This window comes from Klebsiella electrica (genome assembly GCF_006711645.1).
In the GTDB taxonomy this organism is placed as follows: Bacteria; Pseudomonadota; Gammaproteobacteria; order Enterobacterales; family Enterobacteriaceae; genus Klebsiella; species Klebsiella electrica.
Genome location: NZ_CP041247.1, coordinates 4115224 through 4130493 on the forward strand (window position 1 = coordinate 4115224; position 15270 = coordinate 4130493).

10 protein-coding genes and 2 pseudogenes are annotated in these 15270 nt (G+C 56.4%); 1 reads left to right on the forward strand and 11 read right to left on the reverse strand.

Going from position 1 to position 15270, the window contains the following annotated elements; all coding sequences use genetic code 11:
• Positions 1–5 precede the first annotated feature (5 nt).
• From Electrica_RS19725 to Electrica_RS19745, 5 genes are all read right to left on the reverse strand, one after another.
• Positions 6–2618, reverse strand: a complete 2613-nt coding sequence (locus Electrica_RS19725; RefSeq protein WP_100683088.1) for a fimbrial biogenesis usher protein — start codon at positions 2616–2618, stop codon at positions 6–8.
• Between the two features lie 61 nt (positions 2619–2679).
• Positions 2680–3327, reverse strand: coding sequence for a fimbria/pilus periplasmic chaperone (locus Electrica_RS19730; protein WP_407081241.1), 648 nt, complete (start codon positions 3325–3327; stop codon positions 2680–2682).
• Between the two features lie 127 nt (positions 3328–3454).
• Complete coding sequence (locus Electrica_RS19735) at positions 3455–3979, reverse strand: fimbrial protein (RefSeq protein WP_227521263.1); 525 nt, start codon at positions 3977–3979, stop codon at positions 3455–3457.
• Positions 3980–4072: 93 nt separating this feature from the next.
• The gene (gene fimA / locus Electrica_RS19740) at positions 4073–4621 is read right to left on the reverse strand and encodes a type 1 fimbrial major subunit FimA (protein ID WP_100683086.1); all 549 of its coding nucleotides are present in this window, start codon (positions 4619–4621) and stop codon (positions 4073–4075) included.
• 522 nt (positions 4622–5143) lie between these two features.
• On the reverse strand, positions 5144–5749 hold the full coding sequence (locus tag Electrica_RS19745) for a tyrosine-type DNA invertase (protein ID WP_100683085.1): 606 nt from the start codon (positions 5747–5749) through the stop codon (positions 5144–5146).
• 477 nt (positions 5750–6226) lie between these two features.
• Between Electrica_RS19745 and Electrica_RS19750 the strand changes: the two are divergent.
• Positions 6227–6411, forward strand: a pseudogene (locus tag Electrica_RS19750) (fructose-bisphosphate aldolase); the annotation flags it as partial.
• Between the two features lie 88 nt (positions 6412–6499).
• Here Electrica_RS19750 and Electrica_RS19755 read toward each other — a convergent pair.
• The 6 genes and pseudogenes from Electrica_RS19755 to phoB form a co-directional block, all read right to left on the reverse strand.
• Positions 6500–7644, reverse strand: a pseudogene (locus Electrica_RS19755) (amidohydrolase family protein); the annotation flags it as partial.
• 229 nt (positions 7645–7873) lie between these two features.
• Positions 7874–9697, reverse strand: coding sequence for a maltodextrin glucosidase (gene malZ, locus Electrica_RS19760; protein WP_142255925.1), 1824 nt, complete (start codon positions 9695–9697; stop codon positions 7874–7876).
• Between the two features lie 136 nt (positions 9698–9833).
• Entirely contained in the window at positions 9834–11207 is a 1374-nt protein-coding gene (proY, locus tag Electrica_RS19765) for a proline-specific permease ProY (protein ID WP_131049909.1), read from the reverse strand.
• A 123-nt stretch (positions 11208–11330) separates the two neighbouring features.
• A complete protein-coding gene (brnQ, locus tag Electrica_RS19770) occupies positions 11331–12650 on the reverse strand; it encodes a branched-chain amino acid transporter carrier protein BrnQ (protein WP_100683080.1) in 1320 nt (439 codons plus the stop codon).
• 415 nt (positions 12651–13065) lie between these two features.
• On the reverse strand, positions 13066–14361 hold the full coding sequence (gene phoR, locus Electrica_RS19775; protein WP_100683079.1) for a phosphate regulon sensor histidine kinase PhoR: 1296 nt from the start codon (positions 14359–14361) through the stop codon (positions 13066–13068).
• 21 nt (positions 14362–14382) lie between these two features.
• Positions 14383–15072 carry a phosphate response regulator transcription factor PhoB gene (gene phoB / locus Electrica_RS19780; RefSeq protein ID WP_100683078.1) on the reverse strand — a complete coding sequence of 230 codons (690 nt, stop codon included), beginning with the start codon at positions 15070–15072 and terminating at the stop codon, positions 14383–14385.
• Positions 15073–15270: the final 198 nt, after the last annotated feature.

Genomic DNA, 15270 nt, shown 5'->3' on the forward strand with positions numbered 1-15270 from the left:
GCTCCTCACCGGCATTCCGCCGTGACATCACTCAGGGCCTGTTTCTGACTGTCCGCCGGCAGTTTGTAAGCGACATGGCACTGCCCGTCTGCACTGTCATTCCATTTCGCCGTCAGCGTTCCCTCCTGCGCCAGCCCTGTCAGGTACACCTGTCCGCCATCCGCCACGATGCTGCTGTTCTTCCCGTCCTCCGTGGACACCAGCGCACCAAACGGTACCGGTTTCCCGTTATGCATCAGCGTCATCAGCACCTTCATCCCCACCCGCGCCGTGAATTCCGCCCGCACTATCGCCCCGTGCGTCGGTACCACATTCGCCACGGCATCATCCAGGTCCACATTATCCGGCAGCGTGTTCGTATTCAGCGCAATCCGGTTCTCGCGATAATCCGAGGCATATGGCAGAACGGCATACCCCCGCCAGTCCGTTTTCACCCCGGACTGATTCTCCAGCGCCACATTCCCCGCCCCCGGCGCCTTCACCAGCACGGCGGTATCGTTCAGCGGCTGACTCAGCGTCACACCATCTGCGTGCGCCAACACCCCGCCACTCAGGCCATAGTAGAGCTGGTTAAAGCCGCTGCCCCGGCTGAAGCCCACATTACTGTTCGCCGACGCCCCGCGGTAACTTAGCGACGCTGACCCGGTACTGCCGCTGCTGCCGGCATTTCCCCCGCTCGCATACCCGCTCTGTACGCTGTAGCTCAGGTTGTTCCCCTCCAGCAGGGTGCCGTAAATCCCGGCCTGGTTGGTCATTCCACCTTTCAGGTCATCCGTCATGCTGTAACTGGCACTGGCGTTACGGAAGACAGACCGGCTGTCAGAACGCATCCACAGACTGAACGGCACGTTCACGTTCAGCGACAGCGTCTGGTCGTAGCCCCCGTTCATCTGCCAGGCATACTTCGACACCCCGTAGCCCAGTGTGTAGTTCACCCCGTAGACATCGCCGCTGTAGCCCGCCTGCAGTTGCACATCGTTACGGTCCGTCGCCCAGTAACTCTGGTGACTTCCGGTCAGATACAAGGTTGCCGTACGTCCCACCTGTTGGGACAGCGTCAGCTGTAACCGCCCGCGTTTGTTGTAGCGCAGATTGTAATAATCGGTATATTTCGGCACTACCTGGATGGCCTGATCCTCAGTAACCACCGTATACCCGCTCATCCGGTTGTACGCCGTATCTGCCAGGGTAAAATACCCCTGGGTCGAATACCGGTAACCAACCAGCTGAATGTTGGTGCCCAGCTCAGTCAGCGACTTGCTGTACAGGAAACGCAGGGACTGCCCCTGGCGGGAGCTGTCATCCGGGAGTGTGGCATTCGCCTGCGTGATATCCGCTGACACGGCCCCGAACACCCCCATGTTCTTACCCACGCCCAGGTTAAATGCCCGGTAGTTATCCGATAACTGAGTGCCGCCATATGCCGTCCAGCCATCATTCAACCCCCACAGTACTGTCCCCTGAGCGAAAGTCGGTGTGTCCTGCTGCTGATTACCGCTGCGGAACTGTCCCACCGTGGCGGCGTATTTAACCCGTCCTTCACGCTGCAGGACCGGCACAGAAGACCACGGCACGCTGAACACCTGCGTGGAGCCATTGGCTTCCTGCACGGTCACCTGCAAATCACCGCTGTTCCCCGCCGCATAAAGATCACCGATAGTGAACGGACCCGGCGGTACGGTGGTCTGGTAAATCTCATACCCGTTTTGTTTAATGCTGACCCGCGCCGTTCCCCTGGCGACACCATGAATAACCGGGGCGAACCCCCGCAGGCTGTCTGCCAGCATGTTATCGTCTGAAGCTATCTGCACACCGCGGAAGTTCAGCCCATCGAAAACATCTCCCGGGGTGTAGCTGTCCCCGAGCGTCAGCCGCGAGCGCCAGGACGCAATGTCACGCTCGGCATAAGTGTTCACATGCGTCCATTTATTCTGCGCCCCGGTGTTGCCACCGCTGCTGTAATTCCAGGTACTGTTGTCGCGAAACCGCCAGGCCCCAAGATTGAAACCACCATCCAGGCTCAGGTAGGCATAGTTGCTGTTTGTCCCCTGTGAGGTCACCGTGTTGCCATTGAAGCTGTAATTCAGCAGGGCGGCATTAATCCCGTTATCCCACAGTTCAGGCGGTACGGCGCCCCGCGCGCTGGCGGACATAAATGTCTGGGGAACGCTGACATACAACCGTTGCCGGCCGACATCAAAGCGTGTCGATGCATCCGCTATCAGCGTCGTCAGCGGTACACAGGCATCCGCAGCCAGGGCAGCTATCCCCGGAACCGCCGCCGTTTTCACCCCCATCGCCATTATCTGGCCCCGCGTCAGGCACGGCTCCAGGTGGCCGCCTTTCGCCGGTGCGCTGAACGTCACATCCCGGGTAGTGAAGTAACCGTCATTGATGTAGATATCCACCCGGTAACGTCCCGGTGGAGCCTCCAGTCCTTTTTCAAATGCCGACAGGTCAGCCACCGCCGACGGGTCATCAGACAGAAAGCGTGGGTTAAAATAACTGTCAGCGCGGACAGGCTCACAGCCTGCAGCCATCATCATCAGCACCAGAGGCGCTATCAGAAAACGAGGGGATCTCCCCGTCACTCCTGCGATTCTTCGTTGTTTTTTCATTCTTTCGCCCTGCGTACCTGCTGACTGTGTAGAATTCATCTTTCATGCCGGCCGGACCGTCTTACTGCATGATGCCCCGGGTCTTCGGCGTCAGCGCACCGTAATCATTAATGGTCTGGAATGTGATGTCCTGCCCGGCATCCGCCGGCAGCTTCACCGTACTCTCCCCTTTCGGGGCGACCATGGTGTTTCCCAGGATGCGTGTGCCTGCATTCAACTGAACCACTGTCAGAAAATAGGGAGTGGGGTTGATCACCGTCAGCACGCCCGCACTGCGGCGAAAGCGTAGCTGTTCCCATGCTTTATCCGGTGCGGGGTTCAGCCCCAGCGGCCGGTAAAACAGCTTGATACGGCTGGTGATAGCCAGTTGCAGGGTGTTAGCTTTCATCTGGCTTTTGTCCACAGATGGAATGGCTTTAACGTTGACCCAGAACAGGCTTTCCCGATCCGCAGGCAGACTGTGGTTTGTCGCGTCAATAATCCGCAGGGTGTTCTCTTTTTTACCCTGCATCACGAACAGGGGTGGCGTTATCACAAACCGACCATCTTTCTTCCCGTCACTGTTTTCCACCCATGACTGGATGAGAAAGGTGTTGCGGTCATCACTGTTGTTCACCCCCAGAGAAACCTGCTTCTGGTCTGCCTGATAAATCACCCGTGTTGCGCCCAACGCTACACCAGCCTGCGCCTGTGCCGAAACGGCCACCATCAGAGCGGCTGCGACTCCTGCCACTGTCCTGCGTATTGTCATTGTGATGTTCTCGTCCTGCTCTTTTAATCCGGACAGGCGGCGGCCCGAGCCATCCCCTGCGCCACTCACCGGTATCACCGGTCATTTATTCATATGTGAGATAAAACCATGCCTGGGCATTCGCCTGACCGCCGGTTACGACCCGCCCCGTCGCCCGGTATTTCGCCACCAGGTCAAGCGTCACGGGTCCCGCCTGTAGTTTCTGCCGGGTTGTTGGCACCGGACTGTTGACGGGAATAAGCACCCCCTGACGATCAAACAGCGCCACCCCCACGTTGGTGGCAATCCCCGGCCCCTCTCCGATGGAAAGCACATCCGGCTGTTTGCCATCACCCACGCCACGAAACTGAATAGCCACATAGCGGCTGACGTTCGTATTACAATTCAACAGCTGAATATGAAAAGGGACCGGATCAGTATCCTCACCAACCCGATGAAAACGGTTGCTGCTGACCTGTCCCATTGAAACCGTCAAAGTCCGGTCACCGGCCTGTACCTCGCAAGCGTCAGCAATGACTTCCCCCTGAAAACGCATCTGCCCACCAGGCAGATAAACATGCCAGCCTCTGGACATGGCGGTGGAAGAAGCCAGCAGTAACAGCAGTGCCATTCCGGCACTGTTTCGTAGCTTTAGCATCATTCACTCCCCCGACGAGTTGCGAAACGGGCACTCCCTTGCCCGGCATATTTTTCGCTGGATAAATTACTGGTACTGCACTTTGAAGTTTGCCTGGCCGTTGGCGTTACCTGCCGTCGCCGCGCCGGTCGCATAGTACTGGGCTTCAAACGGAATAAGGTTAGTGCCGGTGCTCAGCGTGGTGGTCGCGCTGAAGGTGTTACCGTCCAGCCCCAGAGCAGCGCCGGTACGGTCAAGGATCTGGATACCTACGTTGGTGGCATTACCCGCTGCAGAGCTGTCCAGCGACAGTACCGTCGGGTTGGCGCTGTTAATGGCCACGCCGCTGAAGCCGACGGATGCCAGAGTGGAAACAGTAAGGTCGCAGTCATCCAGTTGGATATTGAACGGAACTTTGGAGCTGGTTTTACCGGCTGAGCCCAGAGTGCTGGATTTAACCTGTCCCATCTGGACGGTCTGGTTCACGGAGTTAGCGTCCACGGCACAGGCAGCGTTTACCACCGAACCAGTGAAGTGCACAGTACCGCCATTGACGATGTTTGTAGCCGCCTGCGCAGAAACTCCGGCGAAAGAAAGGGATGCCATCAGAGCGGAGAGCGCAATAATTTTTTTCATACTGTTTTCCTTGATTAAATTAACGTTTCATGAACATGAAATGCGTGACGGTCGCACTTCGTCCTGACAGCCTGTCAGAGTCCCCCGGACTTTTTTCGCAGCCCGTTTTACCCCTTCAGCTGGACCGCCATATTCCGTTCAGTTTTCACCCAACAATGAAACAGTTAGGACCAAACTGTTTACTGTTATTCCATGCTAAGGAATAGAAAAATTTAAAAATTAAATACTATTAAAAAGATAAAAATTTATTATTTAAGGAATAAAATGCTGACAAAATGGAATGAAATGGAAATGGACGGAGGTGCGATGATTTAAAGTCCGGAAAAACATGGCGAGATGTGGCTGAAATGTAAGGTCTGTGTAAATTCAGTGGAAATTTAATTTGTTAACATTCATATAGTTAAAGTTAGTTTCTGAAGAAATACTGAAATGACTATTGCAAAATTTTACAGTTCAATCCAGACTGTAGACAGTTTGGTCCTAATTGTTTACACCTCGCCTTTTTTTTATACGAAATATCAATCACTTATTCCTCCTTTTTTTCTTGTGTAAATCAATGTCAAGACGGTTTTCTCGCTCCCATAATCCGGTAAAACGCGCAGCATTGCTGGCCGTATAGCGGACCGTGTGGCGTATATTTCTGTGCCCGAGATAGTCCTGAATCAGCCGGGTATCAGTGCCCCGCTCTGCCAGTTCGTAACCACAGGCATGTCGCAGCATATGCGGGTGAGTGGCGGTATTCAGCCCGCTACGCTCGCCGCTATTGCGGACAATGCGCCACGCCTGCTGGCGCGACAGCGGCGTTCCACGAGTGGAGATAAACACGATTTCCGGCAGGATCGGCTTCTGCCAGGTCTCCCTGACCCGCATCCAGGCCTCCAGAGCCCGTCGTTCATCGGGCATCAGCGGGTGAACAGTGGAAAAGCCTTGTTTGAGGCGGCTCACGATAATGCGACCTCCCTGCAGATCAAGATCCCGGAACCGTAGTCCAAGAAGTTCACTGATGCGCAGACCATGACGGAAGGCCAGCAGTATAAGGCAGCAATCGCGGGCACCGGTTTGCCCGCCGGAGACGGCCTGCATCATGTGGCTGACTTCACGCCAGGTTAGAAATTTACGTTTGCTCATGGAGCACCTCCGTGACGGTCGCTGACCGTCAGATAAAAAACATTAATAAAAACATGGAAATATCCATTCTGATACTGGACGGGGCGCATAATACACCAGACGGCGTATTTTTCAGGAAAGTATCCAGGCGCGGAGAACGGGTCAATGACCAGGACAGAAGAAAGGTCAGGCAGCAGGAGAAATTAGTCAGTAAAATGCTATTCCGTTTATTCAAGTATTTCGAACAATGCTCCCCAGGGACAAGCAAACTTGATACGCCCCCTTAAGGAGCGAATTTTTCTCTCCATGTCATGTCAATCCTGGCTTTTTCCAGGAGGTATTTTTGAGCGTTTCCGGTGTGAGATGAAATGCACTGAAATCCCGCGATGCTATTAACCGCATCCGGTCTGAGCATCTGCCCCTGAAATACAAAACGCCTGATGATATTCATCAGGCGTTTTACAGGCAGAAAACTGTCAACCGATATCAGGACTAGCCACGGCAAAAATTAACATCAACACGGAAATATGTACGCCAGGTACGGGACCGTGAAGGCGCCGTTCTCCGCCGATAACGGTCACGATATTAACGATCCGCGCAAAGTTATCCGGCAAGGCTTGCTGCCCGTGCGCGAGATGGTCGCCCGCCGGATCCCGCTATTTGGCTCTCAGAACCGGGGCTAAGCCCGGCATATCGTTGATGCGTCATCAGATGGTCGCGCTACGCACTCCCCCGGAGTCTCGCCGGGGGAGTGCGCTAACCTGTCAGAGGCTAAAACGCGAAGCAGGAGCAGCCCATCACGCCCCGGAACGCCTGCTCGTCCGACACCGGCAGCGACGACTGACGGGCAATATCATGCTGATGACCGTGCACGCCGCAGCTGCCGCAGCACTGGTGCATCTGGGCTATCGCCCCGACTTTCGCCGCCGCAGTGTCCCCAGTCCCACCGGCACCTCCAGCGCCAGCATTTTCGCCACCGGTGGCGTATGCTTAAGCGCCTCTTTGCCATAGCGATCGACAAAATATTCGCCCTGGAAAGCCATTCGGTGCTGCACCGCGATACCGCCGCCGAGCGCCTTCACGCGCACAATATTCCGCTCGGTAATGGTCTCCGCATGGTCAAAGAACCAGTGCAGGCCGTTAAACGGAATATCGCGGTTCACCTTCTCAAAAACATCCAGCATCCGGCTGATGGATTCATCATAGGTGGCATGCAGGTGCTCATCTTCCATCCCTTCCGGCAGGTCAGGGCGCGATTGCAGGAAATCTTCAAAATCCGCCGCCGGGAAGACCAGCATTTCACCAGCGCCGTTGGCGCGGAAAAAGTCGGTCCCCTGCCCCGGTTTCAGCATATCGGTCCAGCGTTCGAAATCATCCAGCTCCTGTTTTGGCCGCTGGGTAAACAGGTTATAGGCAATACGCACGGTCATCTGCTGTTGCGCATGCAGCTGTTCAATAATTTCATAATCTTTCGGATAGTTCTGGAAACCACCCCCGGCATCAATCGCGCTGGTAAGGCCAAGCCGGTTCAGCTCACGCATAAACTGGCGCGTCGAATTGACCTGCTGCTCCAGCGGCAGTTTCGGCCCTTTCGCCAGGGTCGCGTAGAGGATCATCGCGTTAGGTTTAGCGATCAGCATCCCGGTGGGGTTACCGCGGCCATCGCGCACCCACTGCGGAGACGGCGTGCGATCGGCCTGATCTTTCAGCGTCCACAGCGCGTCCGCCAGCGACGGAACCCCCTCACAGCTCAGCTCGAGATTATAATTCAGCCCGCCGCGGATCAGGTGCAGGTGGGAATCGTTGAGACCGGGGATCACCATATGGCCTTGCAGATCGACTATCTGCGTCCCCTGGGCAGCAAAACTCATGATCCGATCGCTGCTGCCGGTAGCGAGGATCTTGCCGTAGGCGATCGGCCTCATTGAGCAACGCCGCAAAAGATCTGGAAAAACAGTCCGTACAGCTGGGAGCTGGCTGGAGCCAGGAAAGAGCTGACCGGCGCAGATATGATTCTCGGCGCCATCAACAAACCACCATCTACGCCCTACGGTCGTTGAATATCGCCTGGCGTAGCGATAACGACGGCCTCGCCCAGCGCTGGTGACGGGAGGCGATTCTCCACGACCCGTTTCTGAACCAGCTCTACGCCTGACGGCTAAACCAGACGCAGGCGGAAATAGCGGCCAGGCTCAGGACGCCATCATGCAACGCGCCGACGCCCTCTTTCACCTGCCACTCGCCAACGTCCAGCAGCGGCGAATCCTCGACAACCACTTCGCAGGCTTCGCCGCGGTTGATGGCGACCAGCACGCGAAGCTGCTTATACACGCGAACAAAGACCACCACGTTATCTTCGGCATAAATCACCTGGCAGCCGCCGTATCGCAATGCCTTACTGGCTTTGCGCAGCTTCGCCATTCGCTGATACAGCCCCAGCAGCGCGGTATCCTGCAGGGCGGGATCCCACGGGAAGGGTTTACGACAGAAGGGATCGTTGTTGCCATCGACGCCCACTTCATCGCCGTAGTAGATGCACGGTACGCCCGGCCAGCAAAACAGCCACACGACCGCCAGCGGCAGGCGGGCGATATCTTTGCCCAGCAGCGACTTAAAGCGTGCGGTATCGTGGCTGTCGAGCTGGTTAAACATCCGCAGCTGCTGTTGATGCGACAGCCCGGCGCGGTAGTTATCCATCCAGGCGACGCAGGTCTGCGCATCAATCTTCTGCGGGTCGTAAGAGATATCGGTATTAGCGAGGAACCCCCACAGCGGGAAGGTAAAACCGCGGTAGTTCATGGCGGCATCTTCAGCGTCCGCCTGGAGCCACTGGCGGGCGTCGCCAAAATGTTCGCCAAAGACAAAGGCGTCGGGCTGGGCCTGCTTCGCCGCCGCGGTAATACCGGCAATATGGCGCAGGTTGTTGCGCGCCCCGCCGCCTTCGCCCAGCATATGCACCACGTCCAGCCGCCAGCCGTCCATGCTCCACGGCGCCTTCAACCAGTGGCGGACAATGCTGTCTTCTCCGGCGTAGATTTCATTCACCAGGCTCGCGGACTGGTAATCCAGCTTAGGCAGACTGGCGTAGCCCAGCCAGCTATGCGCTTCACCTTCTGGCGAGAGGGTAAACCAGTCGCGCCACGGCGAATCGGCATGGTGACACGCCCCGCTGCTGCTGCGCTGGTGGCGGTCGAACCAGGCGTGCGAATCGCCGGTATGGTTAAACACGCCGTCGAGGATCAGACGCATCCCTTCCCGCTGCGTATTGTGGCGCAGACGCAGCAGCGCGCCATCGCCGCCGAATTGCGGATCGACGCGGCGGTAATCTTCGGTATCGTATTTATGCACGCTGGGGGCGACAAATACCGGGTTCAGATAGAGCGCGGTCACGCCAAGCTGTTTGAGATACGGCAGCTTCTCGCTGATCCCATCCAGGTCGCCGCCGTAGAATGTCGACCCGCCCGCTTCGCCGGTTAACGGCTCATCCCACGATTTCCGCACGATGTCGTGCCCGGCGGCGTGATGATAATAGACCCGATCCTGCTCCGCTTCTCGCGGCTCGCTGCGCGCAAAACGGTCAGGGAAAATTTGATAAAAGACCTGATCGGCCACCCACTGCGGGCCGCTATCCGGTAGATCGACGGCGAACTGTTCCAGTCGCGCCGGCGGGAAACGGTTAAAGCCCTGCGGCGTAAACCAGCGCTGACGATCGGCCCACAGCAGCTTAAAACTGTAGCGCCGACGCGGCTGACCGCCGGCAAGATTGAGTTCGCCCCGCCACGCCACAACGCCCGGATACGGCTCCTGGCGCAGTCGGCGCATCGGCAGCGAGAGCTCTTCATTGTCTTCTTCCGCACGCAACGTCACCCGCTGCGGCAGATTATCGCCGCTGAGCCATAAAGTGATAAAGAGTCGTTCCTGCTGCTCCTTGATAAACGGAGCCACAGGCAGGTGCCATGCCTTCAACATCGTCATTCCTCTCTCTTTAGAATGGGCACACCTTGCCACAGCCCACAGGCGTATGACTCATCATCACAGGAATTATTGGGGGAGGATAACGGGGGTGGAGAACGCGCCTGCCAAATCCGGCAGGCGCGGGGACACGTTACTGCGCCTGCGCCAGCTGACGGTCGCGGCGGGTTTTCAACTGCCAGCCAGCCAGCAGCAGCACAATCCAGGCGAAACCGACGTACAGCGAGATACGGGTATCCGGATGGTAGCCAATCAGCGCAATAATAAAGACGAGGAACACCAGGCCCACGGCGGTGGTGGTTATGCCGCCCGGCACTTTAAACTTCAGCGCTTTCGCCTCTTCCGGCGACAGACGACGGCGGAAAGCAATCTGCGACAGCAGGATCATTATCCACACCCAGACGGTGGCGAAAGTGGCCAGCGACGCAATCACCAGGAAGACGTTTTCCGGCATGATGTAGTTAAGATAGACCGCAAACAGCAGCGCAACGGTCATCACCATCACCGTCACCCACGGGATCCCGCGACGCGAGGTTTTGGCGAAAATCTTCGGCGCGCTGCCCTGCTCGGCCATCCCGTGCAGCATACGCCCGACGCCGAATACGTCGCTGTTAATCGCCGACAGCGAGGCGGTCAACACCACAAAGTTAAGGATACTGGCAGCAAACGCGATACCCATATGCTGGAAAGTCAGAACGAACGGGCTGCCGTCAGTACCCACCTGATTCCACGGATAAATGGACATAATCACGAACAGCGTGCCCACATAGAACACCAGGATGCGCATCGGAACCGAATTAATCGCGCGCGGAATGGATTTCTCCGGGTCTTTCGCCTCGCCGGCGGTGATGCCGATAATCTCTATCCCGCCGTAGGCGAACATCACCATCTGCAGCGACATGACCATTCCCAGCCAGCCGTTGCTGAAGAAGCCGCCATTGCTCCACAGATTATGGATGCCGGTAGGCTGCCCGCCGTTACCGATACCCCAGATAATGATGCCGAAACCGGCAATAATCATGATGATGATGGTGGCGACTTTAAAGAACGAGAACCAGAACTCCAGCTCGCCGAAGACCTTAACGCTCATCAGATTGACGGCGCAGATAACCAGCACCACGCTGAGCACCCAGATCCAGTGCGGGACCGTCGGAAACCAGACGCCCATATAAATCCCGAACGCCGTCACGTCGGCAATCGCCACAATCAGAATTTCAAAACAGTAGGTCCAGCCGGTGATATAGCCCGCCAGCGGGCCGAGATAATCCTGCGCATAGCGCGAAAATGAGCTGGCGGCAGGGTTATGTACCGACATTTCGCCCAGCGCGCGCATAATGATATACGCGGCCACCCCGCCGATAATATAGGCCAGCAGGACGCTCGGGCCGGCCATTTTAATGGCGTCGGCTGAACCATAGAACAGGCCGGTACCAATCGCGGATCCCAGCGCCATAAAGCGGATATGCCGGGTACTTAGCCCGCGCTTAAGTTTGTTACTACTTTCCATCGTATTCCATGCCGTTTTTCTCTTCAGGTCTTCAGCGGAGCAAGCCCTAAAAGAGGATTACCTGAAAAACAAAAAACCACGGGACCCAAAGCCCCGTGGCTTAACACTGATTAAAACCGCCGCTTAATGCGCGCTGGAGGTCACCTGCCGTCCTGCCGCGCGGTCCCAGATCGCCGCCAGAACCATCATCACCGCGGTAGGCATCAGCCAGGCCAGACCCTGTTCAGCCAGCGGCAGACGCGAGGTCCAGGCCGGTAACATGTCGGCGAACGCCGACGATTTAATGCCGTCGATGATACCAAACATCAGGCTGATAAACATGGCCGGCGCAATGACGCGGGACGAATTATGCCACCAGTTGCGGGTAAAGCTTAAGACCACCAGGGCGATACAAGGCGGATAGATAGCCGTCAATACCGGAATCGAAATCTGAATCAGATGGCTCAGACCGAGATTGGAGACCGCCATCGAGAAAATACCGAGGATAAACACCAGCGTACGATAGGATAACGGCAGGTACTGCGCAAAGAACTCTGCGCAAGCGCAGGTCAGGCCCACCGCGGTCACCAGACAAGCGATGAAAATCAGCGCCGCCAGCATAAAGCTCCCCGCGCCACCGAAGGTGTGCTGGACATAGGCATGCAGAATCGCCGCGCCGTTGGCGGATTGCTCCACCAGCGTTGCGCTATCAGACCCGAGGCGGAACAGCGCCAGATACAGCAGCGTCAGCCCCACACCGGCCATCAGCCCGGCCCAGACGGTGTAGCGAGTCAGCAGGCGCGCTTCACTTACGCCGCGGGAACGCGCGGCGTTAACAATGACGATACCGAAGACCATTGCGCCAAGCGTATCCATGGTCAGATAGCCGTTGACGAAGCCGTTAGAGAACGGCGCGGTGCGGTAAGCTTCCAGCGCATTGCTGATTGGGCCAGCCGGCCAGATCATTGCCGCCACGGACAAAATGATCAGGGCGATAATTTTCAACGGAGCAAGGAAATTGCCCACCGTATCCAGCAGTTTGCCCGGATAGAGCGAGACGAGGATCACCAGCGCGAAGTAGATCACGCTGTAAATCATCAGCGGCATCTCGCCATCGCCGGTCAGCGGGGCAATCCCGACTTCAAAAGAGACCGTTGCGGTACGCGGCGTCGCAAACAGCGGGCCAACGGCCAGATAGCAGACCACGGCCAGCAGGATGCCGGCCACTTTGCCGATCGGCGTACTCAGGCTTTCCACGCCACCGCCGACTTTCGCCAGCGCCACCACCGTCAGCACCGGTAAACCCACGGCGGTAATCAGAAAGCCAATAGCGGCGGTCCAGACGTGTTCACCAGCCTGTAAACCGACCATCGGAGGGAAGATAATGTTGCCTGCGCCAACGAACAACGCGAAGGTCATAAAGCCCAACGCGATAATGTCGCGAGATTTTAACTGATGGGTCATAAATTCATTACTGCCTGTGGATGTGGTGTTGTTAACAAACGGAAAAAAACCGTGTCTTCCCCTGAGGGAGGATACCGCGGTGGTTGCCGGAAAAATCAGCGGGATATGCTCCCGAATACGCGTGGGAAAGAATTGTTTTTTGAATTACCACGCAAAAACAGTCTGTCTGCGACAGCATGGGGGGCAATTTAAACGCTTATAACGTTTTAATGCAAGGCGGGATCGCAAAAGCAGATGATTATGCTAAGTCTACTTTAAGGAGTGGGATTATTGACCATATCATAGGAAAACCTCCGGCTAATCATGCGAACAAAAAAGCAGCGGACGTTCATTAATTACGCGGCTAAAAAGTGACGACAAACGAAAATGACCAGCCGAAGCTGGTCATTGGCAAGTCATGTTGACAACGGCGCGCTCAGGCGCTTTTTTTGGCAATTAAACGTTCCGGGAGTAAGAAGCTAAACCGCGTCCCCTGGCCTACCGTACTCTCAATTTCCAGGCGACTATCGTGATGATTCACCGCATGTTTCACGATGGCCAGCCCAAGGCCGCTGCCGCCGGTTTGCCGCGAACGCGCCTTATCCACGCGATAAAATCGCTCGGTCAGACGCGGAATATGCTCAGGCGCAATCCCCGGACCATTATCCTCAACGCTGAACAACGCGCCATGCGGCGCCCGCTGCCAACTGACGGTAATCTCCGTCCCCGCAGGCGTATGGTTGATCGCGTTATACACCAGATTGGACACCGCGCTGCGCAGCTGCTCTTCGTTACCCAGTACCAGCAACGTCTCATCGACGTGGAAGTGGATCGTCTGCTTCTGCTGGCTGAGCGTCTGCGCTTCTCGCTCCACCACCCGCAGCATCATCGGCACGTCGATTTTGTCATTCATGACCAGCGTCGGCGCCGCTTCAATCCGCGACAGCGTCAGCAGCTGTTTGACTAAACCCTCCATGCGCTGGGTTTGTTCGCGCATCGTATGCAGCGCTTTTTCGCGCGTCGTCCCTTCCAGCTCCTGCTCCTGCATCATCTCCAGATAACCCTGCAGCACCGTTAACGGCGTGCGCAGCTCGTGGCTGACGTTGGCAAAAAAGTTGCGCCGCGCGCCTTCCAGCTGATGCATCTGCGTCACATCGCGCGCCACCATCAGCCACTGTTTGTCGCTGTAGGACATCACGCGGATCTCCAGATGACGGGAAGTATTGAGGATCAGATTGAGCGGTTTTGAGAAATTCCTGTTTTTGAGGTAGTTAGCAAATTCAGGATAGCGCAGGAGATTGAGAATATTTTGGCCGCTGTCGTCCGGCCAGCGCAGATTCAGGATCTGCTGAGCCAGGCCATTACACCAGAAAATAGCCCCCTCTTCCGTCGTCAGCACCACCGCATCGGGCAAAGATTCCGCCCCGCTACGAAAGCGTTTGATCAGATTGCCCAGCTCGCGTCGGCGCTTTTTATTGCGCATCTGCATCTGGTGAAGGCCGTAGAGCAGCGGTTCCCAGCTGCCTCGCCCCGGCGGCGGCGTCATGCTACGGTCGACCCATAGCCACCATGAAAGACGTAATAAATTCCAGAAATGCCAGATGAGAAGTCCGGTGACTGCCGCCAGCAAAAACCACGGCAGATAACCCACTACCGCCCCGAGAATCAGGGCCGGGATACAACATAAGAAAAGCTCAAGCGCCAGCCTTTTCCATGACAGCCGTTCCAGCACGGTTCACACTCCTGTCGAGATTCAGAAACGGGCGGAGAAACGATATCCCGTGCCGCGGACCGTCTGTACCATCCGGTCATGTCCGCTATGTTCCAGCGCTTTGCGCAGACGACGAATATGCACATCCACCGTTCTGTCTTCTACATACACATTGGTCCCCCAGACGTGATTCAGCAGCTGTTCGCGGCTGTAGACGCGTTCCGGGTGAGTCATAAAGAAGTGTAATAATTTAAACTCCGTCGGCCCCATGTCCAGCGGACTTTCACCGGTCATCACGCGGTGGGAGGAAGGATCAAGGCTAAGCCCTTGCATTTCAATCACTTCTTCCACTGCCATCGGCGAAATACGGCGCATCACCGCTTTGATTCGCGCCACCAGCTCTTTCGGTGAAAAAGGCTTGGTGATGTAATCATCGGCGCCGGTTTCCAGACCACGCACGCGATCCTCTTCTTCGCCGCGCGCGGTGAGCATGACCACCGGAATATCGCGGGTCATCGCCTCACGCTTCAGCAGCTTGATAAACTGCAGACCCGATCCGCCCGGCAGCATCCAGTCGAGGAGAATCAAATCAGGCCAGGGTTCATTGAGTTGACTCACCGCACTGTCATAATCTTCCGCCTCGACGGGCTGAAAGCCGTTTTGCTCCAGAACAAAGCAGACCATTTCGCGGATCGGAGCTTCATCTTCAACGACCAGAATTCTTCTCGCCATTATTTACCCTGTATTTTTTAGCCATCAGTATAGAGTGCGGCGCCATTATGCGTCAGTTTTGTGACAGATTTATGAAGAAAATGACCGTCATATGATAGCGGATTTTGAATAATGACAAGGAGTAACAATCGATCCTGCCGGTGTTTAGAGGGCAACCTGCGGGATGACAGGTATATAATGCGCCAATGCTTTTTCGCC